An 18,263-nucleotide genomic window follows, 5' to 3' on the forward strand; every position below is an offset into this window, starting at 1 on the left:
GGTCGTGTGAGGTGTGCTATCTAGAGGACATCAAGAAGGAGACCGATCAGGAGAGTAAAAAGCTGATGTCTTATTATACCCTTGCTGATCGGCTCGCCGGGGAGTGGGAACGTATCCCGTTTGTGGAGAGACGATCACTTGCGGAGGTTATCGTCAAGGGCGTTTATCTTGACGAAATGACTGCGCACTGGTTACGCTTTGAAGTCCAATGGCTCGATCCGCAATGGGGAACTGAATACACCTATCGTGGTGGTCATAAGACATGGACCGAGCGTGAGAATGCATTCATTCGTGATCTATTTCCCAGTGCGCCAAGAGAGGACTTACTGGCAAACATGCCTCGTCGCAGTTGGTCTGCGATTATCAGCAAGCACGAAAGCTCAACATCAGGAGAAAAAGGCATATTGTGAGTACGTGTGGGATTCCTGAGAATATCAGTATGGAGGACATTGTGTTTATGAAGGAGGCTGGTATTGCCGTGAACGATCATGCCACAAGTGGGAAAGTGTGCGCCTGCCAGCTTGCCAGCTTCACACAGTAGAGGATGATATAGAGAAAGCTATTTGGTATATGCAGCAGCTCTCTGCACAACTGAATCCTTCTGAACTGTAAAAGGTGGGTTTAACACAAGCAGAGCAGAGAGGAGAGATATATGCTCTGCTTGTGTGCTCAAGAGAATGAAGAATGCCTGTCCCAATTGAAAATTGGTAATGCGCGAAGCCATTGAAGGCAAAGTCTCTATATTTTCTGCTTAGGGAACAAAATACGCCCTATTATAGCACCTCATTCAAGGCTCAGCAGTGAGCATACAACAGTGTTCAGCTACGTTCAGATTATCCGCCTGAATTCGCTAGAGTTCATCGGTTTTGCTGTCAACGATGCTGTCAGATATCCTTTTCATTTCCATCATGAGAAAAGGCTACCGTTCCTCTTCCGAGGCGGAATGGCAGCCTTCACGTTCAAGGACTTGAGAGCGGTAGGGCTTCTTCCCGAAGCCTGTGAACTGCGATAAGTCAAGTATCTCAGCAATATTGTCAAGCAGGATCATGGCTACATCCAATCACAGCCCGTACTACCTACTGCTTGGTTTCTATGACATGTAAAAGACGGAAGCGGACTTCACATTGCAGGCCCCGATGCATGGTATGAAACCTGAGCATGTTGAGACCAGTATGCAGCAGGAGGTGGTGAGCCTGAAATGACAGGTGGGGACAGAGATCCCAGAGAGCGCCACTTTTCGTCTTCTCTGAAAAAGCTTCAGGTGCGGGGATGGAGTTCGCGACTCTGGCGCATGATTTCTCGGAGCTGGCCGAGGTGATCGGTGTTGTGGGAGAGGCCGAAGAGGAAGCGCCCGATGGCGTTGAGTTCGCCCACGCGGGAATGCGTGAAGGTGACATCCAGATGCGGCTCGTCGGGCCAGGCGTTGAGCATGGCTTTGCACATGCGCCGACTTTCTTCCAGACGCTGGCGAATCTGCGCGACGCTCGTGACGGTCTTCCAATAGACCTCGTAGCGCGAGCGACCTTCGATCAGTAAGCCACGAGCCAGCACGAGAGCCAGCGCCGCCGCCTCCTCGGAGGAAGCCGTGGTGTGGACGATGATGTGGCCGAGCGTCCATGGCAGATGAACCTCTTCAGGTTTGCCAAAGGCATCATTGGCCTGCGGGTCATCAGGCACAAATACCACATCTGCGTCCACCGCGTCTGCGATAATCTCTTGCATGGTATCAACCATTTCGTCGGTCAGCCGATAGAGATCAGCTTTGGTCAGGCTTGCCGCCAGTTCCGCGAATGTTTTAGAGCCGTTCTTCACCGAGCTAAAATCGAGCATAGGAATTCTCTCCATTCTTTTGTAGCCAGGAGCACTGGCTACGACGTATGCGTGCTCCTAACATGGCCAGTGAGGCCCGTCGGAGATTTTTACAACGCGAGATGACCAATACTGCCCATCTTGAACCGTATCGATAATGATAAGAGCTTTTTCCTGCCCAATGTTGCCGATACGGTACTCTGATAGACCCATACGCTGGTTTGTTGGCGCTACTGAGAGCCGCACGATTGTTCATGTTGTACCTCTCGTGGGTAGGTCTAAAGAGCCATTGTGAAGCAGAACTGCTGCTCATACTGTAGCAGGAACGGAGCGGGGTCTTCGCCCAGATTCTTGCTCGAGGGCAACAGATTCTTGCGCAGTTAGTGGGCGTACCTGGGAGTGAGTTCGGTGAGACAATTGAAGTGTAGGGCTTCTTCCCATTATTGCGTCCACGGCAAGATGTGCGCAATGATGGGAAGAGGCAAGTTCGCGGTGGAGGGCGACGGCATTGCTCGCTCAACGCGATGTCCGATGGCAGGTTGTTGAGGAAAGCCGATGGGCGCCTTGAAGAGGCGTGGAGTGGAAGGGGCTTAGATATACGGTCGCCGCGATCGCGGCGACCGAGAGATTCTTAGCGAGTGACAAAGATATTCACAGGGAAAATTGCTTTGGTTACCAGACTCCTTGGAGCGGTTGCCTACACAGAATAAGGGGAGGCATTCTCTGCTCATCTTGTTTTCTTCATCATTCTTGCAACACAACTGGAAACATTTCGCTGGATGGTGGCGCAGGCAAAACACGCTATGCATGTTTCACTGTGCTCACATCATCTCCTGGTACAAAGCTACGAGATACGCGTGAAGCGGTCATGGATGACTCATGCCCATAGGAACCGAAAGAGAGTTCGTTAAGAGAGAATGGCTTGAGTGCCAGAAGGAGAGTGGAAATGAGGAAGCGCATTTTAGTCGTCGACGATGACCAGATGATGCGATTGGTCTTACAAGAGCTGTTGGAAGATGAAGCATATGAAGTAGACACTGCCTTCGATGGGGTAGACGCCTTAGCCCAACTGGACTATCAACGGAATGTGCACGATGTGATCTTGCTTGATTTAACAATGCCACATCTCAATGGATTGCAATTCTTGCACAAGATACAACAGCAAGACTCAACCTTATTGCGCTCGATTATTGCCCTCAGTGCAGATGAGGAATCTCTCCAGCAAGCTGCTTGTATAGGAATTTACAATACTCTTGAGAAACCGTTTGATCCGGACGTGTTGCTTGAATTGGTTGAGCGAGCGATGCGCAGTAACTAGTGCAATCTCAGGAGACCTAGTGTGTAAGAGAGCGTTCCTCATCTTCGTTGAACACAGGAACGCTGGCCCTATTGCACAACAGGTCTCTGGAACCTGCACTAGGAAGCATGCTTCACGGTCCCACAGAGAGTGACTGGCGCCCCAGAGGCGTCACGGAAAGATAGAAGGGTTTGGAGCGAGGAATAGATTGGAGTGGAGCGATAGCAATAGTGGGTGATATGGGCCCCTCACCTGGTTCTGTTGCGGCTACTTCCTTGATGAGCAGCAGGTACAATTTGTCCAGAGGAGGCGGGAACTTCCCGATTTCCGCAATCTGGCCAGAGAAGCTATGATCAAAGAGAGACGCTCGTACAGTTTGAGACCAAGCGCAGAAAGTGGGGAATGGCGTCATCGGTCAAAGCGTTTCGGACAGCAAGACAATACTTGCGGGTAATCATTGCTTCCTCATTAACTTGTTGCTCAATTTCCCGCTCAATTGGACGAATAATTCACTACCGCCACCTTGATACCCTCTTGTGCAAGTTCTTTTGCTGCGATCGCAGCTTGAGTGACCATTGCTCCATAAGCTAAAAGAGTGCAATCAGCGTGCTCAGCCTCTTCTATCGATGTAGGACTCAATAGTTCAGCTTTGCCTATTTCCAGCATTTGTGGCTCAGGGCTGAGTTGGATACCGAGTGCTTTTCCACGTGGATAGCGCACAGCGACCGGTCCATCCATATAGATAGCCGTATAGAGCATACGTTGTAACTCTTCTTCATTTTTGGGGACCATTATCTTCATGTTTGGTAACATACACATAAAAGCGATGTCGAACACGCCATGCTGAGTATGTCTATCCTCACCGACAATACCGGCTCGATCTAATGCGAAAACGACATGCAGATTCTGTGCACAAATATCGTGGAATATCTGGTCAATTGCACGTTGCATGAACGTTGAGTAGATGGCTACAACAGGGATGATACCTGTAGCAGCCATACCACCGGCAAAGATAACCGCATGTTGCTCGGCAATACCAACGTCAAAGTAGCGTTTGGGGAATCGTTGGCGCATCATTTCCAAACCAGTTCCATCAGCTATGGCAGCGGTGATCCCAACAATGGATGAGTCTTTCTCAGCGATCATTGTAAGCGTCCGTGCGAAGATCTGTATATATGTTGGTGGATTCCCCGCATTCTTCTTTATTTCGCTTGTTTTATAATCGTATGCGCCAGGCCCATGCCATTTGGTAGCATTGCTTTCAGCGGCATACCAGCCATTGCCCTTCCTGGTCACGATTTGCACCACCACGGGCCCTGCAACGTGCTTAATATTTTCGAATGCATTGAGCATCAAAGGAATATTATGACCGTCAAATGGGCCAAAGAACTTGAAACCCAGCTGTTCGAAAATAGAGTGATCCTTGTTATGTATAATAAAATGTTTCACACTTGTTTCTGTACGACTGGCAATCTCACCAATAGCAGGTAAATGCTCAATAGTGTCTTTTGCCATTTGACGCAAAGACTGATCGCTTAGAGTTGTTTGCACGCTGCGAGCTGTTTCATATATTCATGTAAAGCACCAACGTTATCCGAGATGGATTTATCGTTATCGTTGATGGCGATAATGAGGTTTTTCTTTAAGTAGCCTGCGCTGTTCAAAGCCTCAAGTGCCATGCCACCTGTCAATGCTCCATCTCCAATAATGGCGACTACCTTAAAATCTTTTCTTTGTAAATCGCGAGCAGCCGCAAGACCGAGAGCGGCAGAAATGGAGGTGCTTGCGTGGCTGGCTCCAACGACATCATAAGGGCTTTCATCACGACGCAGATAGCCAGAAAGACCTCCAAACTGGCGAATAGTATAAAAACGCTCTCGACGTCCTGTTAGGAGTTTATGGACATAGGCCTGGTGCCCGGTGTCCCACACGAGAAGGTCATATGGATACCCGTACGCAGGACATAGATGATGGCTTCAACCGTTCGTCGATCATCCATCCTGGGGAGGAACAAGATACTCGTAGCTTTCTTCTCGATACATCAGTTGAGCCACATCAAGGCCAAGTTCAGCAAGGTGCTCAACAAAGGGGGTATTTTCCCAAAAGTGGAAGAGCATCCCTGCTGTGGGAAACAGGGGAATATGTAAAGACCCTACCTGTTGAGCTTTCCGATGATACTGGTAGATGGGATTGTCATCACCAGAGGTTCGGGCTAGATCCCGAATATTTGCCGGTTCAACCGTAATGGTAAATGGTGGGAAGCTATGACCAACTTTGTTGGTGTCAAACATCTTTTTTTCTCCTTTTTTATTTATACTAATCGGTATAAATACCGATAGCAGCCTTGACAGATCTTTGTCAAGAGGATACTATACCGATAGGTATAGAAAAATGTATTAGGATGTGAGGAAAGTGAGGAATTATGCCATCAGGACGCACACGGGAGTTTGATACTGATCACGCCCTCGACCAGGCCCTTCGCCTCTTCTGGCGCAATGGCTATGAGGGGACCTCATTGTCAGATCTGACGGAAGCCATGGGCATTACCAAACCCAGCCTCTATGCTGCCTTTGGCAATAAAGAAGCGTTATTCCGCCTCATCCTGGATCGCTATGTGCAGGGACCTGCCGCCTATCTGCATGAGGTTCTTGGGGAGCCCACCGCCCGAGGTGTTGTGGAACGATTTCTCTGCTCAGCGCTTGATGCCCAGACCGATCCCTACACACCAGCAGGCTGCCTTCTGGTCCAGGGAGCGCTTGCATGCGGGGAGGACGCTGCTTCTATTAAGGAGGCGTTACTTGCTCGGCGGACAGTGGCCGAACTGGCCCTCTGTCAGCGCCTTGAGCAAGCGCAAGCGGAGGGGGATCTACCTGCCTCCGCTGATCCTGCGAGCCTTGCTCGTTATGTCATCACGCTTTCCCAAGGCATGGCCGTTCAGGCTGCAAGTGGGGTGAGTCGAGAGCAATTGCTGCAGGTCATTGAAATGGCGTTGCGAGCCTGGCCAACCTAACAGTGCAGCAGGACTGTCTGGCAAACAGTCCTGTTATTCTTACTGCTGTATCTCTCTGTTGGTTCTATGGAATGAGGAACACGGCTAAAGTGAGTGAAGAAAACTAAACTGGGACATGCAACATTTCTCTGTCTCGAATGCACTGTACCTTCGATAACCTGTCTATTTATTGCTGCTGGTGGGAAGAAATATAGCCCCTGGCGTAAACAAAATGAAGAGATAGCAGCTTACACAAAGAGCTATTTATTTTTCAGTTCTGTTTCTTTAAAGGTGAAGCTGGATCATTTCGCAGGAGGTGTAACAGTCGCTCACTGACTTTGACTGAGGGGCTAGTGGACGCCAGAATATGCTGCAGATCAGTAACATCAAGCTCTTGTAAGGGGTCCCAGCCATAACTTTTAAGATCCACTCGTCCATCGGGGGAGAAAACCACTCCTTCCACTTCCAGGTACTGACGCATCTCTCCCAGTTGACCAAATGCCCAGCTTCCTGTCAACTCCCCCTTACTATTCACGACACGATGGGCTGGAATTCCTCTGGGAACCTCTTTCATGATCCAGCCAATCATACGTGCCCCACGAGGATATCCGAGCGCTTTTCCAATCCAGCTATAAGTTGTGACACGACCAGCAGGGCATGTTTGGACCAATGTGAAAACTTGAGCCATGAGTTTTGTTGCCTGATTATACATAGGAGGCACTTCGTTGAACATCAATCTTATCCACCTTTGTTAATGATTTGTTTCATATTTGCCTGTTGCAAGATCTTGTGCTTTCATGCTGACCATGATATGTCTCGATGTACTAGATGTCATGCCTAAAAAGCGGTATTTATCATCACTCTGGGCATGTTACAAAAGTAACATGCTTCCTTTTTTATCCTCTTTGCCAAGCCTGAATACGGTTCCACAACTCTCATAAAAGCTGGGTCGGCGGTGAGCAACCAGCAGTGCTGGTATCTGGGGATTGTTCATGCGGATACCGACACGGTAGCAGGTCACACGTGGCTGTGTCACCTCAAAGAGAGCATCGCCGATCCGGTATTGGTCGCCAATACACACCTCCTCGTCGGATAAGCCTTCGATGGTAAAATTCTCCCCAAATTGTCCGAAGACGAAGTCATTCTGGTTGAGCTGCCGTTCCCAGTAGTGGTAGGACTCTATCTGGTAGATGAAGACTGCGCGTTGTTCTCCCCCGTGCCTAACCAGATCTCCTTGCTTATCCCCATCGATGTTGAGCCGCCGGACTATGCGCCGGCCCTGGACTGGCTCCTTCCAGATGGCGGTGCGCACCGTTTCTCCACGCCAGGCGATATCGCGAGGCATGCCAACGTTCACTGAGAGCAGTTGTGGCATAGAGGCTCCCTTTCTTCTCTTGTCCTCACTCCAAGGATCTTGCATAACTCATCCATCCCATCCATCTTCCCGGGTAGCATCCTCGCACTAGTAGTCAGTCCAGTTTGTTATTGATAACAGGATAGAGATCATGAAGCTTGTCACGAGCATCGTTGCAGGTAAAGCGCCAGGAAATGGTACAACGCTGAGCATTTCGCTCGGACTCCAAAGTCGCAATGCGTTGACGTAGCTCAGACAGACTTTGCACCCGACGCGAAAGACAGCCACGGGTAAAAATCCCAATCTCAATTTCAGCCATGTTAAGCCAGCTAGCATGTTTGGGCGTGTAATGGAATTCGATCCGTTGCAAGAGGCGTCTGGCCTCAGCGGGCTCAAACGTCTCATAGAGAGCCGCAGCGGTATGTGTGTTGAGATTATCCTGCACCAGACGAATGTACTCAGCGTGCGGATAGGCCTCATCAACGAGCCAGCGGATGCAATGAGCATAATCCCGTTTGGTCCTCTGTTGGGTCATCTCAACGTGACGCCAGCCTGCAAGCGGCTCCACAAAGAAAAACAGGTTGGCTGTGCCCAAGCGTTCGTATTCATAATCGATGCGTTCCACTTGCCCTGGTTTGGCTGGCACAGAAGGTCGCACATCGGCCTCTGGAGCCACCAACTTCTCATCGAAGCAGACAGTGGGAGAGTGTGGATCGTCCTCGACCTCTATGAGGAAGAGGACATCTTCCATCGTCGCGACAAACTCGGCTCCTACTGTTGGGATGCACCAGTGCTCGTGTTGCCAAGGTTTAAGTTCGTTTTTTTCAGGAGCTGGCGAATGGTTTCTGGCGAGATGGATTCGGCAAATCCCAGCTCGACAACCTTGCCAGCCAACAATCGCAACGTCCAATGGTCATGCCCATCAGGAGTGGGACTGCATGCAATGGCAATCAGATGAGCCGCTTGGCTTCCTGTGAGAGCCTGACGACGGCGCTGCTGCCGCTTGTCCTGCAAGACCGCTTCGAGTCCGCCTTGCAGATACAATTGCCGAACTCGAATGGAGGTATTGCGGCTGATCTGGAAGGTCTCGCAAATCTGCTGATCGGTCCAGCCATCGGCCGCTTTGAGCAAGGCGTGGGCTCGGGTAAACGTTCTGGCATTGGCTTTGCCTGCATGGATGAACGTTTGCAGCGAGGCACGATCTGTCTCAGTCAACGTGACAGGGATGGGATGTTTCATGGCAAGCTCCTGGGTTTTTCATGAGTATCTCACCCTTGTCAATTGCTAAATGGATTTACTTCTAGAATAGTGCGTTCGCTGTCTCAAAAACGTTACAAGCACTTCTCAGAGAATGCTCAATCTTTGCGAATACCGCTGTAGATCAACTCTGGAAGGTCGGAAGCGATGAGATCAGCCCTTCTGAGATTAGCACTGCAGAGGTAAGCTCCGGCGGGAAGAAAAATCTGCAAAGCAAGAAACTCCAGAGCGCGGGCAGAGCGCGTATCAGGCTTTCAGAGCTTCAGCTCTCCAACCCATGCCAACAGAGCTTCTCATCATATGCTATTTACTGTACCGATTGGTATGGTATCCTCTTGACAACGATCTGTCAAGGCTGCTATATTTATTTGTACCGTTTGGTACAATAAACCGGAAGAAATGAGGAGATAGCATATGAACAAGATTTTCACAGGGAAGGTTGCCTTGGTTACCAGGCTCTTTGGAGCGGTTGCCTAGTCACTGTCTCCTGGAATAACTAGTCAGGTGATGCGTTTTTACCATAAATAGTATGAAAATTACCACCCTGCTTCAGCCGAAGAGCAGGATGTGTGAATAAAAAAGGAGATTAAGAACGATGATTGCAGCAATGCTTGAAGTTTACATGAAAGAGGGGCACAGGCAAGAGTATCTTGACATTGCGGCTCAGCTACGGCCATTGCTTGACGATATCGATGGGTTTATCTCTGTCGAACGATTTGAGAGCCTTTCCACGCCAGGGAAGCTTATCTCGCTCTCCTTCTGGCGAGATGAGGAGGCAATTGCAACATGGCAGCAAGTGCGGGAGCATCATATCGCGCAGGCCAAGGGCCGAGCTACCATTTTCGAAGATTATCGGATGAGGATTGCCGAGGTGATATGGGATTACGGCAAGCGCGATCGAGCACAAGCTCCACAGAACAGACAGGCTTCCCATCAGTAGCCTGACAACCAACAGCCAGATGTGGCATCTGGTTGTCATTGTGAACAAATTTCTGTGCCACCTGTTCAACTTGCTGGCGCAGTTCTACCAGCTCAAGTGCCCGAGGGTCAAGACCAGGGTTCAGCAAGATTCCCACCAATAATCGTACTCCTCGGGCCGCAAGCGCAAACAGCGTAACGCTTCCCCTTCTTTTCCTGGCAGGATACAGGATGTCAGATGAAGTTCGCGGCAACGAAGGCGAGAAGTAAAATTCGCGGTGGAGTTGGCCAAGCATCATAGGATCTTTCAAGGAGTGGTGAATTTGCTGTCCTGGTCAGAGCAGGATCTCAATGAATAGTTGCGTAGGATCGCCGTTGAGGAGGTGTGGGGGGATAGGCAATCGATTGGGAGAACGGTTGCGTTAGGTGGGAATCGTGAGCGCATGATTATGAAGAGCATAAGTAGTGCTTCATTCAGAAACGAAAGGAAATACCATGCCACAGACACCAGCACTCCCAGTACAGGTTACTCATATTGGTGGTCCAACGATGCTCCTTGAAATCGGCGGATTACGTTTACTCACTGATCCAACCTTTGATCCTGCTGGATCATATTATGCTAGTAAACCGGCACCGCGTGTCAAAACCGCAGACCCAGCAATCCCTGTTGCTCAGCTTGGGCCGGTAGATGCAATTCTCCTCAGTCATGATCAGCATTTTGATAATTTGGATCATGCTGGTCGTGCGTATCTCTCGCAAGCAAGCCAGATTCTGACGACGCCTGCTGGAGCGCGGAACCTGGGAATCGAGCTCATGGTATGGAGACCTGGGAAACAGCCGAACTCGTAGCTAGTGATGGTTGGCATATCCATATCACAGCGATGCCTGCACGTCATGGACCCGCCGCACTAAAAGCGGTAATTGGCGATGTCACGGGGTGGATGCTTGAGTGGGAAGAACAGCAGCATGGTACGCTCTACATTTCGGGGGATACGGTCTTTTATGAAGATATCGTAGAGATTGGTCAGCGTTATCACGTTAGCACTGCGTTTCTCCACTTTGGAGCTTCTCATGTTGATATCTTTGGCCCAGATCCTCTATCGCTCACGGGACAAGCAGGAATTGAGTGCGCAAACCTTTTTGAGAAGGCGACCATCATTCCCATCCATTATGAAGGATGGTCACACTTAACTGAGGGGCGTTCCGAAATTGAGCAAGCATTTGCTGCGACTGGATTAACACAACGATTACGCTTCCTACCGTTTGGCCAAACCGTTGTTCTCAATATGTGACGACTTCCCATGACTGACACGTATGGGATCTTGGCAAGAAGCTAAGAGCCATGCTCAGCAACATCCTCATACATTGGTATCACTTCTTGTCACATCACACGCCTCAAGCGTGGCGTGAGCGCGCCTGAGTGTATGGCTCATACTGCTGAATAGCCCTCCTTTCTCTAGACATGCAAACCACATTGTGATGAGACAAAAACCAAGCGCTCTCATACCACCGGGCTCACCGCATTACCTGACAAGAAACCAACGTATCATCTCTTTGGAATGATGCAGAAAGATTGCTACTGACCGACGGCTCCTTTCATGATGAAGTCGCCACCAGAGAAACGCCACAGGACATTGCCATTAGCACGATTAACGACTTGCTTGCATTGGGGAAGAATAAGGATATCTCCGAAGGCGAGAATCTGGGGGTCGCCTGAAAGCAACCCGCTGACAGCCTTTGACCAGTATAGGTTCCCATTGAGTGGATTGATGGCCTCGAAGATTTGCCCATCTCCTGAGGGTGAATCAGACATGCCTTTTTGCGAAGGTTCTGCCTTTCCATTTGCCGCTTTTGTAGGCTTTTTCAACAGCGCCTGAAACTGCCTGGCGCTCTCGCTATCGTGGAGCGCCACTTTGTGTTCGCCAGCTCGTGCCTCCATCTCCAGGATGCTTGAAAGGGGGTGCGCAGTCAAATTGAGCAAAAAAGAACCAATTATGCAGCGAGGAAAAAGCCACCGAGGAAGCCAGAGATGATCCAACTTCCTCTCCTAGACCAGGACTGGAACCAGCGGCAGGAGACCGCATCATGGGCTTTCCATATAATTGCCGCCTTCTCGTGAGGTCGCACCGAGCTGCTCTTGGGCTACGGCCACCCAACGCCTGGTGCGGGCGCATGGGTAGTGAGAACCATGCCCGTTCGTGCCTGATCTGCCATGTTCTCAAAACCACGCCACTCGGCTACCATCAGGAACAGCGTTTGCTTATTTTCTCCTCCAAGCATGCATGCGAAGCAGCCACGGTCAAGATGGATCACCTGCAAGATCTCACCACCTTCTCTCACTCGCGCGCAACATTTGTTCGGGACATCGCCGTACCAAACGGCACCTTCAGCGTCGAGACAGATGCCATCAGGGGCTGCTCCTTCAAGCGCGGCCCAGACCCGCCGATTCGACAGGCTGCCGTCGCCATCAATGTCGAAGGCCGTGAGACGGTTTCCGTGGGACTCAGCAACGATCAGCGTCAAGTTATCAGGTGTCACGGCCATACCATTGGGGAAAGCGATATCGTCAGCCACTTGGCGCACCGACCCATCGAGGGTGACTAGCGCGATGATTCCGGGAGCATCAAAGCCACCACCGTTGATGTAGACGTTGCCGCGACCATCCACAGCGATCTCGTTCCAGATGCTAGCAAGGTCGCTCAGGTTGGCATGGGTCACCAACTCCCCGTCGGCCTCCCTGCGTAGGAGAAGTCCCTCGCGCCCCGAGACGACGAGTAGACGCCCATCGGGTAACCAGTCGATGCAAAAGGGGATCGTGGTCGGCACACGAACCATGACTTCGCTCTTGCCCTCCAGATCGACGGCAACGATCTCCTGAGTGCCCCAGTTGGAAAACCACAGACGGTCCTCGTGCCAACGCGGCGACTCGCCGAACGCGAGACCAGTCAACAAGGTTTGCAGTTCAGGCATCTGAAAACTCCTTTTATCAAAAGATTCACAGGATCTCTGTCCTCCTGTTTCTATTTGCACCTTGCAAGTAGAGTGTAAATTATGGAAATAAGCTGTTGATTTTTTGGCAATTGTTCTGTTGAACGCATCTCTTCTTCTTTCGCCTATGAAGTCGTTCTTGCGAGCCTCATCCCGCGAGAACGTGAAGCAAGAACCACCTAGCATAATGGGCAAGAACTCAAAGCTTCTTTCCATAATTTAAACTAATGATCGAACTATAGAGAAACGCGATGAAGCCATGTCAGTATGAGGTTATTCCGCCTGTAACACGGCTAATATGTTCCCAGCCGGGTCTTTAAACCAGGCTATATCAGGCCCCATCTTTTGAGAGATGCCGCGCATGATGCCCTTCTCATCTTGCACCATTCCTTCATAGCGCTCAAAGCTGACGCTTCGGCTTTTGAGTTCATCAACCGCAGCATCAATGTCATCAACGACAAAATCCAGCATCGTGAACGTCGCTGGCTGGTGATTGTCTTTTGGATAGGCAAACGCTGTGCCTCCACCAGGCAAATGAAGCCGGAGGCCGCCGCCCTCTTCGACCACGTGTAGCCCTAGAGCCTGAGTATAAAATGCCTTAGCTTTTGCTAGATTATTCACTGAAAACCCGCTAAATGCTGTTTTTGGTTGAAACATATCTCTCTCCTTGTTATTACAGTACACTTTCTTTCGATCTATGTACATGATATCCTTGCATTTTGCAAGTAGAAACAGAATACTCCTGGTGAGCAGAAAAAACTTCTCGAATCTTGCCCTTCGGCAGACGAAGAAGAGATGCGTTCAACAGAACAATTGCCAAAAAATCAGCAGCTTATCATGCCGAGCGTAAACCCCTGGATCGGGCCCTTACACTTACACACAACTATTGGATCTGGAGAAAAAACGTGGAGGCGATGCGCTGCACAAGCCTCGTTTTTTCCACACGAGAAGTGGCCCGCTTATCTCAGAAGAAGCCGTGTGTCTCGCCAGGCTTGAAGCACATCATTGCGTATCATTACGCGTTTTTCCTGGCGTCTTTCTCTCGCATGGTCATGCGGATCTTCTACAAACTTTCAAACTTGTGTGTAAGTGTAAAGCTTTAGCCGTGGGGAGTCGTCACTGGATCTTACCCAGTTCTGCCAGATCTCACACCGACCATGATGCCCCTCGCGTCAGACACGTTCAACGCCGCTTCCTATCCCAGTTTTTGCTCAATTCGAGTGCGCACCCTTTCAAGCATCATACGGCGAGGTGTCTTTGCGGAAGGTGGAACCTTCCGTAACTCTTCCCCTGATTCTTTGCCAGATAACATGCCAGATTGCCAGTTCATTTGACATGATGACGAGAAACAGCCAGGAGTAAGCACATCTGAAGCATGATTATATGCTCCTACGATGTTCGCCAGGTTATGCGGTACAGGCTGTCTGCTTCCAGGCGCTAAAACCGTCGGCATTTTATCTGGCAACGCCGCTAAGAAATCGGTCAAATGACAGCAGGAACACAGATCGTCGCGCGTTGCCCACTCCCACGATTCTCAGGCAATGAACCAGCAGAAGACGAGGTGAGTAGATGAATGATCCCATTACCATTCTGGTGGTGGATGACCACGCGGTCGTGCGACAAGGGGTGCGGACGCTGCTGGGCATCCATGCTGATCTTCGAGTGATCGGGGAAGCAGAAAGCGCCGAGGAAGCTCTCCCATTGGTAGAAGAATTGGTCCCTGACGTGGTGTTGCTCGATTTGCTTTTGCCAGGGATGAATGAGGTGGAAGCCACGCGCCAGATCAAACGGATCAGCCCAAGGAGCCAGATTGTGGTCCTCACTTCGTATGTCGAAGATGAGCATCTGTTTCCGGCGCTACGGGCGGGAGTTCTCTCCTACCTCTTGAAAGATATTCGTCCACGAGAACTTGCCGAGAGTATCAGGAAAGCTGCGCGGGGCGAATCGGTCCTCCACTCGCGGGTGGCAGCGCGCATGATTGCCGAAGTACGCCAGACAAAACGAAAAGCGCCTCCGGCCTTTGCCAATCTCACCTCGCGCGAACTGGAAGTGCTCCAGTTACTCGCTGATGGGCAGACCAACGCTGGTATTGCTGAGCAATTGGTGTTGAGCGAAAAAAACGGTGCGAGGATATGTTCTCTCAAAGCTGTACCTGGCAGACCGAACCCAGGTCGCCCATCAGCTTGATGTTGCGGTCGGCAAGCCAACGGCGGACGAGGCTGATCATCTGGTGTGCCCACATCGCGATGGTCTTGTGGCGCTTGCCCAAGCGTTCGCTGACTTCTGGCGTGGTCGCCAGCACACACAGAAAAGGGAGTGCCCATCGCTGCTTGGTCCACTGCGGATGCACAACCACGGCCATCACGATCCATCGTAACCCAGGACTGCTCACGGAGCGTTCACGGCTCGAGCGGGCGCTGTCGCGGTAGTGTCCGCGTTTGCGAATCTTGCTGCCCCAGCGCCGTTCCAGCGTTTCGTCAATGACCAGATCCACGCACGTTCCTGTAGGCACGAAAGTTTCGACGATCAGCAGGAGAAGCTGACGACTGACCGCCAACGGAGACCATTGCGCTCGGTTGAGCACCTGATGGAAGAGACTCCAGTTCATTGCCTGGTCGTTGCCGCTTGCACGCAGGGCGGCTGCGACCGTTCGGCGACCTCGAGCCAGCAACGTTCCGGCTAATAGCGTCATCAGTTTCCTCCATGTTGGAGCGGTAAACAATGGCCGAAAGACGGTCAGAACTTCTATAATAGGCTCTGGAAGGGGCATCAATCTCCTCCAAGTAAGATTTGGCTTTGATCAGCTTCTATCTTACCCCAAGAGGTTTTCATGCCTCAAAACTCTGGTACGATCAGCCAAGGAAGCAATTCTCTCTGTTGGTGTCCTTAGAGATTGAGATTCCTGATCCCACTCCTGCACAGCTCACCGAAGTTGTTGAGGTGGATGTGGGTATCCGCTACCTGGCGGTCACTTCCACCTCGACCGGCAAAGCGAGCTTTCACTCAGGAAAGCGAGTGAGGCACCGAGCCAACCATTACGCACGATTACGCAAACGCTTGCAGCAGAAAGGCACTCGTGGCGCGAAACGTCGTCTCAGACGCATTGAGCAACGAGAGAGACGGTTGAAGCTGCACGCCAACCACATCATCGCCAAACAGATCATCGAGCAGCACCCACACGCCCTGATTGGGCTGGAACAGCTCACCGATATCCGGGAGCGAACCAGACGCAGAAAGTGCAAGCGCACGAAAAAGGGGAAGGGCACCCAGATGGTGTCTGTGAAGGCTCGCAAAGCCAATCGCGTGCACTCGCAGTGATCCTTTGCCGAACTTCAGGCGCTTCTGAGCTACAAGGCCACGCTTGCCGGGTCGCTCGCCGTCAAGGTGGATGCGGACTACACCTCGAAGGCATGCCCGATGTGTGGGCACACGGCTGATGAGAATCGCCCGAACAAGGGGTTGCGCTTTGGGTGTCAGCAGTGTGGGTACACGCTCCACGCTGATCTGATTGGCGCGAGGAATGTGACCTTGAGGACGCTCTTGATCCGGCAGGGCTGGATCAGGACGGGGTTTGTGTCAATGGCCCCTGATGCATCGGACGGTGAAGCCAAAGCGGCGCGCCTGCGAAGGTACGCCGAGGTGCGGTGGAGTCCAGGTGTAACGAACAAGCCTCCGGTCAGAGACCGGAGGTGATTGACAGCGAAGATCCTCAGGAAGCGCTGGATGGACGCTCAGGCTGGACGCTGGCGCGGGAGGTGAGCATGATTCCAATGAGATCGACCAGCAGGGCCGCGCCTGCCAACACACCAAACACGGGTACTTCTGGTAGGGCGATGCTCAAGAGGGTATCCAGCGCATAGCTCCCAGGCCCGATGAGGCCGATGGTCAGGCTGGCAGTCGCCAGTATCAAGGGATATTCATAGCCGCCTTTTTGGAGGAAAAAGCCGTTTTTCCAGTGCGTCCTGGCCGCCATGACCATCGCGCCGAACATGCCCGCGGCCCCCAATGGCGTCAGGAAGCCGAACGCAAAGGAGAGGCCGCCGCCGAGCTCTCCGACAATAGCCAGGGCGACCCAGAACCACGCTGGCTGATATCCCTGCTTCTCAAAGCCCTGACGCAGTCGAACAGGACCGGAGCCCCCAAACCAGCCAAAGAGTTTTTGCGCTCCATGCCCCGCCATTGTAAGTCCGATGACGATGCGAAAGAGCAGGAGCGCGCTATTCATGGTGACTGTCATATCGTTTCTTTCTTTCTTTCTTTCTTTCTAGCACTATGGTTCATAGAGATCTGATGGAGAGCCATGGCAGACTTCTGTGTCTCGCTTCTCGCGTGTTTGCAGCCAGGCGAAAAGAGTGAAGCAGAAAGGTTTTGCTTTCCATCTAACTTTCCTTACGAAACTAATATTAAGTTAGAAACTAGAATTTGTCAAGGAACTTGTTTTCTGAAGAAAAAGAGAGTATACTTGTCCCTATGAAAGAATCCGAAGCGAAGCATCCAACCGATACGCATCAAGCCTGCGCAGCGACCCCTTTAGGACGGGCCATCCATCTGCTGGGGGATAGCTGGGTATTGCTGATCGTCATGAACCTGTTGCAAGGTCCTCTGCGTTTTAACATGTTACGTGCGACGCTGGGGCACATCAGTTCCAAGACGCTTGCCAGCCGTCTCAGGCTCCTGGAAGAGTTGGGGTTTGTGCAACGGCAGGCTTTCCTGGAGATCCCTCCACGGGTCGAGTACCATCTCACCGAAAAAGGCCGAGAGTTGGGTGACGTGATTGCCGCCCTTGAGCGGTTTGGCAACAAGCATCTTTCTGATTCGGTCGTCTCACCAACGTGTGAGGAGTGCATCGCTCTCGATGGGGAGGCTCCCGCTGTTAAAGACGTTAGGTAGCCGGGGCATCTTCATTTGAGAGGGCGAGTCTCTCACCAGCGTACAGCTATGCCTTGCTGACGGCGGAGAACTGAGCAACTCCTCAATACCTCAATCAAACTCCTTCGATGCAGCTCCTCCTGCCCTCCTAGCAGGACCGCCTCGATGTGCTCGGCAATTCAGCCATCCCCCCGACGCGCAGGCCTTTTCTCGCGAACCAGAAAGGGGTTCGCCTTTGTCTGGATTTGGCACCAGGACCAGCGGGACACATCGGACAAATCATTGCCCTCGATTTCGACTCTGGAGATATTTGCCCTCCTGTCATTGCGACAAGTTGGCAGGCATTGTTGTCGGCGTTCGCTGATGATTTAGAAGCAGGGGGCTACTCTTTGTGGGAAAATAGTGCCAGGCAGATCTTTTTGTCTTAATAGCCCTATCAGATCTCCGCTTTCAAAGCCTCTTGACGTTATTGGAGGCGATTCCTTCTGCCCTAATGGGATGGTTCTCTTCCAAAATCATGAAGAGATCTGTTGTCCCAGAAGTTCTGTTTGTTCACAGCCAAAGTAGTCACAAACCCGCTGCCGAAGTTCACGGGCAGTCAATAATCGAGCAGGTTCGACAATCGCTCGCTTCCCATGGATCCACTTCGGCCCCCAGCCTGCCTTCCTGTTCGTCTTGACTGACGTTTGAGTCTGTTTGCCCTCGCGATCTAGGCGCTCAAATGTGGCGAGGAGCACACCCGTCGCATAGGCAGTCTCCCTTTCTTCTAGCATCGTGCCAAC

21 protein-coding genes and 3 pseudogenes are annotated in these 18,263 nt (G+C 51.4%); 10 read left to right on the plus strand and 14 right to left on the minus strand.

All coding sequences use genetic code 11. The annotated features are described in order from the left end of the window. The first annotated feature begins 65 nt into the window (after positions 1–65). Positions 66–410, plus strand: coding sequence for a hypothetical protein (locus JMJ04_RS30765; RefSeq protein ID WP_201374170.1), 345 nt, complete (start codon positions 66–68; stop codon positions 408–410). Further along, positions 407–541 (plus strand): hypothetical protein, encoded by a 135-nt coding sequence (locus tag JMJ04_RS48200; RefSeq protein ID WP_268887389.1) that lies wholly within the window; start codon positions 407–409, stop codon positions 539–541. The genes JMJ04_RS30765 and JMJ04_RS48200 overlap by 4 nt, the downstream gene beginning before the upstream one ends. Positions 542–1,257: 716 nt before the next feature. On the opposite strand, the gene JMJ04_RS30770 is transcribed toward JMJ04_RS48200, so the two are convergent. After that, a complete protein-coding gene (locus tag JMJ04_RS30770; RefSeq protein ID WP_236038539.1) occupies positions 1,258–1,845 on the minus strand; it encodes a DinB family protein in 588 nt (195 codons plus the stop codon). Between the two features lie 910 nt (positions 1,846–2,755). On the opposite strand from JMJ04_RS30770, the gene JMJ04_RS30775 reads away from it, so the two are divergent. Further along, positions 2,756–3,127, plus strand: a complete 372-nt coding sequence (locus JMJ04_RS30775; protein ID WP_201374171.1) for a response regulator — start codon at positions 2,756–2,758, stop codon at positions 3,125–3,127. 471 nt (positions 3,128–3,598) lie between these two features. Here the strand turns inward: JMJ04_RS30775 and JMJ04_RS30780 are convergent, their stop codons facing one another. From JMJ04_RS30780 to JMJ04_RS30790, 3 genes and pseudogenes are all read right to left on the minus strand, one after another. Next, on the minus strand, positions 3,599–4,657 hold the full coding sequence (locus JMJ04_RS30780; protein ID WP_201374172.1) for a 1-deoxy-D-xylulose-5-phosphate synthase N-terminal domain-containing protein: 1,059 nt from the start codon (positions 4,655–4,657) through the stop codon (positions 3,599–3,601). A gap of 29 nt (positions 4,658–4,686) precedes the next feature. Further along, positions 4,687–5,052, minus strand: a pseudogene (locus JMJ04_RS30785) (1-deoxy-D-xylulose-5-phosphate synthase N-terminal domain-containing protein); the annotation flags it as partial. Positions 5,053–5,097: 45 nt separating this feature from the next. Next, positions 5,098–5,397 carry an FAS1-like dehydratase domain-containing protein gene (locus JMJ04_RS30790; RefSeq protein WP_201374174.1) on the minus strand — a complete coding sequence of 100 codons (300 nt, stop codon included), beginning with the start codon at positions 5,395–5,397 and terminating at the stop codon, positions 5,098–5,100. A gap of 131 nt (positions 5,398–5,528) precedes the next feature. Between JMJ04_RS30790 and JMJ04_RS30795 the strand changes: the two genes are divergently transcribed. Continuing rightward, positions 5,529–6,116 (plus strand): TetR/AcrR family transcriptional regulator, encoded by a 588-nt coding sequence (locus tag JMJ04_RS30795; protein WP_201374175.1) that lies wholly within the window; start codon positions 5,529–5,531, stop codon positions 6,114–6,116. 250 nt (positions 6,117–6,366) lie between these two features. Here JMJ04_RS30795 and JMJ04_RS30800 read toward each other — a convergent pair whose 3' ends face one another. The 4 genes and pseudogenes from JMJ04_RS30800 to JMJ04_RS49510 all read right to left on the minus strand — a co-directional run bounded on the left by JMJ04_RS30800 (position 6,367) and on the right by JMJ04_RS49510 (position 8,688). Then, positions 6,367–6,783 carry an MGMT family protein gene (locus JMJ04_RS30800; protein ID WP_201374176.1) on the minus strand — a complete coding sequence of 139 codons (417 nt, stop codon included), beginning with the start codon at positions 6,781–6,783 and terminating at the stop codon, positions 6,367–6,369. 198 nt (positions 6,784–6,981) lie between these two features. Further along, a pseudogene (locus tag JMJ04_RS30805) lies at positions 6,982–7,470 on the minus strand (MOSC domain-containing protein); the annotation flags it as partial. Between the two features lie 94 nt (positions 7,471–7,564). After that, entirely contained in the window at positions 7,565–8,317 is a 753-nt protein-coding gene (locus JMJ04_RS30810; RefSeq protein WP_236038646.1) for an IS630 family transposase, read from the minus strand. After that, a complete protein-coding gene (locus tag JMJ04_RS49510) occupies positions 8,221–8,688 on the minus strand; it encodes a helix-turn-helix domain-containing protein (protein WP_201371899.1) in 468 nt (155 codons plus the stop codon). Before JMJ04_RS49510 ends, JMJ04_RS30810 begins: the two co-directional genes overlap by 97 nt. 613 nt (positions 8,689–9,301) lie before the next feature. On the opposite strand from JMJ04_RS49510, the gene JMJ04_RS30820 reads away from it, so the two are divergent. The 3 genes from JMJ04_RS30820 (at position 9,302) to JMJ04_RS30830 (ending at position 10,916) form a co-directional block, all read left to right on the plus strand. Next, entirely contained in the window at positions 9,302–9,646 is a 345-nt protein-coding gene (locus tag JMJ04_RS30820) for an antibiotic biosynthesis monooxygenase family protein (RefSeq protein WP_201374178.1), read from the plus strand. Positions 9,647–10,119: 473 nt separating this feature from the next. Then, the gene (locus JMJ04_RS30825) at positions 10,120–10,473 is read left to right on the plus strand and encodes an MBL fold metallo-hydrolase (protein ID WP_201374179.1); all 354 of its coding nucleotides are present in this window, start codon (positions 10,120–10,122) and stop codon (positions 10,471–10,473) included. Continuing rightward, positions 10,443–10,916, plus strand: a complete 474-nt coding sequence (locus JMJ04_RS30830) for an MBL fold metallo-hydrolase (RefSeq protein WP_201374180.1) — start codon at positions 10,443–10,445, stop codon at positions 10,914–10,916. The genes JMJ04_RS30825 and JMJ04_RS30830 overlap by 31 nt, the downstream gene beginning before the upstream one ends. A gap of 284 nt (positions 10,917–11,200) precedes the next feature. Here JMJ04_RS30830 and JMJ04_RS47160 read toward each other — a convergent pair whose 3' ends face one another. The 3 genes from JMJ04_RS47160 to JMJ04_RS30845 all read right to left on the minus strand — a co-directional run bounded on the left by JMJ04_RS47160 (position 11,201) and on the right by JMJ04_RS30845 (position 13,269). Continuing rightward, positions 11,201–11,563 (minus strand): PQQ-binding-like beta-propeller repeat protein, encoded by a 363-nt coding sequence (locus JMJ04_RS47160; protein WP_236038540.1) that lies wholly within the window; start codon positions 11,561–11,563, stop codon positions 11,201–11,203. A gap of 203 nt (positions 11,564–11,766) precedes the next feature. Beyond that, entirely contained in the window at positions 11,767–12,594 is an 828-nt protein-coding gene (locus JMJ04_RS30840) for an SMP-30/gluconolactonase/LRE family protein (RefSeq protein ID WP_201374181.1), read from the minus strand. 291 nt (positions 12,595–12,885) lie between these two features. Next, positions 12,886–13,269 carry a VOC family protein gene (locus JMJ04_RS30845; RefSeq protein WP_201374182.1) on the minus strand — a complete coding sequence of 128 codons (384 nt, stop codon included), beginning with the start codon at positions 13,267–13,269 and terminating at the stop codon, positions 12,886–12,888. A 912-nt stretch (positions 13,270–14,181) separates the two neighbouring features. Here JMJ04_RS30845 and JMJ04_RS30850 point away from each other — a divergent pair. Then, positions 14,182–14,799, plus strand: coding sequence for a response regulator (locus JMJ04_RS30850; RefSeq protein ID WP_236038541.1), 618 nt, complete (start codon positions 14,182–14,184; stop codon positions 14,797–14,799). Here the strand turns inward: JMJ04_RS30850 and JMJ04_RS30855 are convergent. Beyond that, positions 14,753–15,382, minus strand: a complete 630-nt coding sequence (locus tag JMJ04_RS30855) for a transposase (protein WP_201374183.1) — start codon at positions 15,380–15,382, stop codon at positions 14,753–14,755. The genes JMJ04_RS30850 and JMJ04_RS30855 overlap by 47 nt on opposite strands. Positions 15,383–15,444: 62 nt before the next feature. On the opposite strand from JMJ04_RS30855, the pseudogene JMJ04_RS30860 reads away from it, so the two are divergent. Then, positions 15,445–16,305, plus strand: a pseudogene (locus JMJ04_RS30860) (RNA-guided endonuclease InsQ/TnpB family protein); the annotation flags it as partial. A 16-nt stretch (positions 16,306–16,321) separates the two neighbouring features. Here the strand turns inward: JMJ04_RS30860 and JMJ04_RS30865 are convergent. Next, positions 16,322–16,849: a DoxX family protein gene (locus JMJ04_RS30865; RefSeq protein ID WP_201374184.1), complete on the minus strand. Its 528-nt coding sequence runs from the start codon at positions 16,847–16,849 to the stop codon at positions 16,322–16,324. A 233-nt stretch (positions 16,850–17,082) separates the two neighbouring features. Between JMJ04_RS30865 and JMJ04_RS30870 the strand changes: the two genes are divergently transcribed. Then, entirely contained in the window at positions 17,083–17,502 is a 420-nt protein-coding gene (locus JMJ04_RS30870; protein ID WP_201374185.1) for a winged helix-turn-helix transcriptional regulator, read from the plus strand. 494 nt (positions 17,503–17,996) lie between these two features. On the opposite strand, the gene JMJ04_RS47165 is transcribed toward JMJ04_RS30870, so the two are convergent. Continuing rightward, complete coding sequence (locus tag JMJ04_RS47165) at positions 17,997–18,254, minus strand: hypothetical protein (protein ID WP_236038543.1); 258 nt, start codon at positions 18,252–18,254, stop codon at positions 17,997–17,999. Positions 18,255–18,263: the final 9 nt, after the last annotated feature.

The sequence above is a fragment of the Ktedonobacter robiniae genome, assembly GCF_016587375.1.
Lineage (GTDB): Bacteria > Chloroflexota > Ktedonobacteria > Ktedonobacterales > Ktedonobacteraceae > Ktedonobacter > Ktedonobacter robiniae.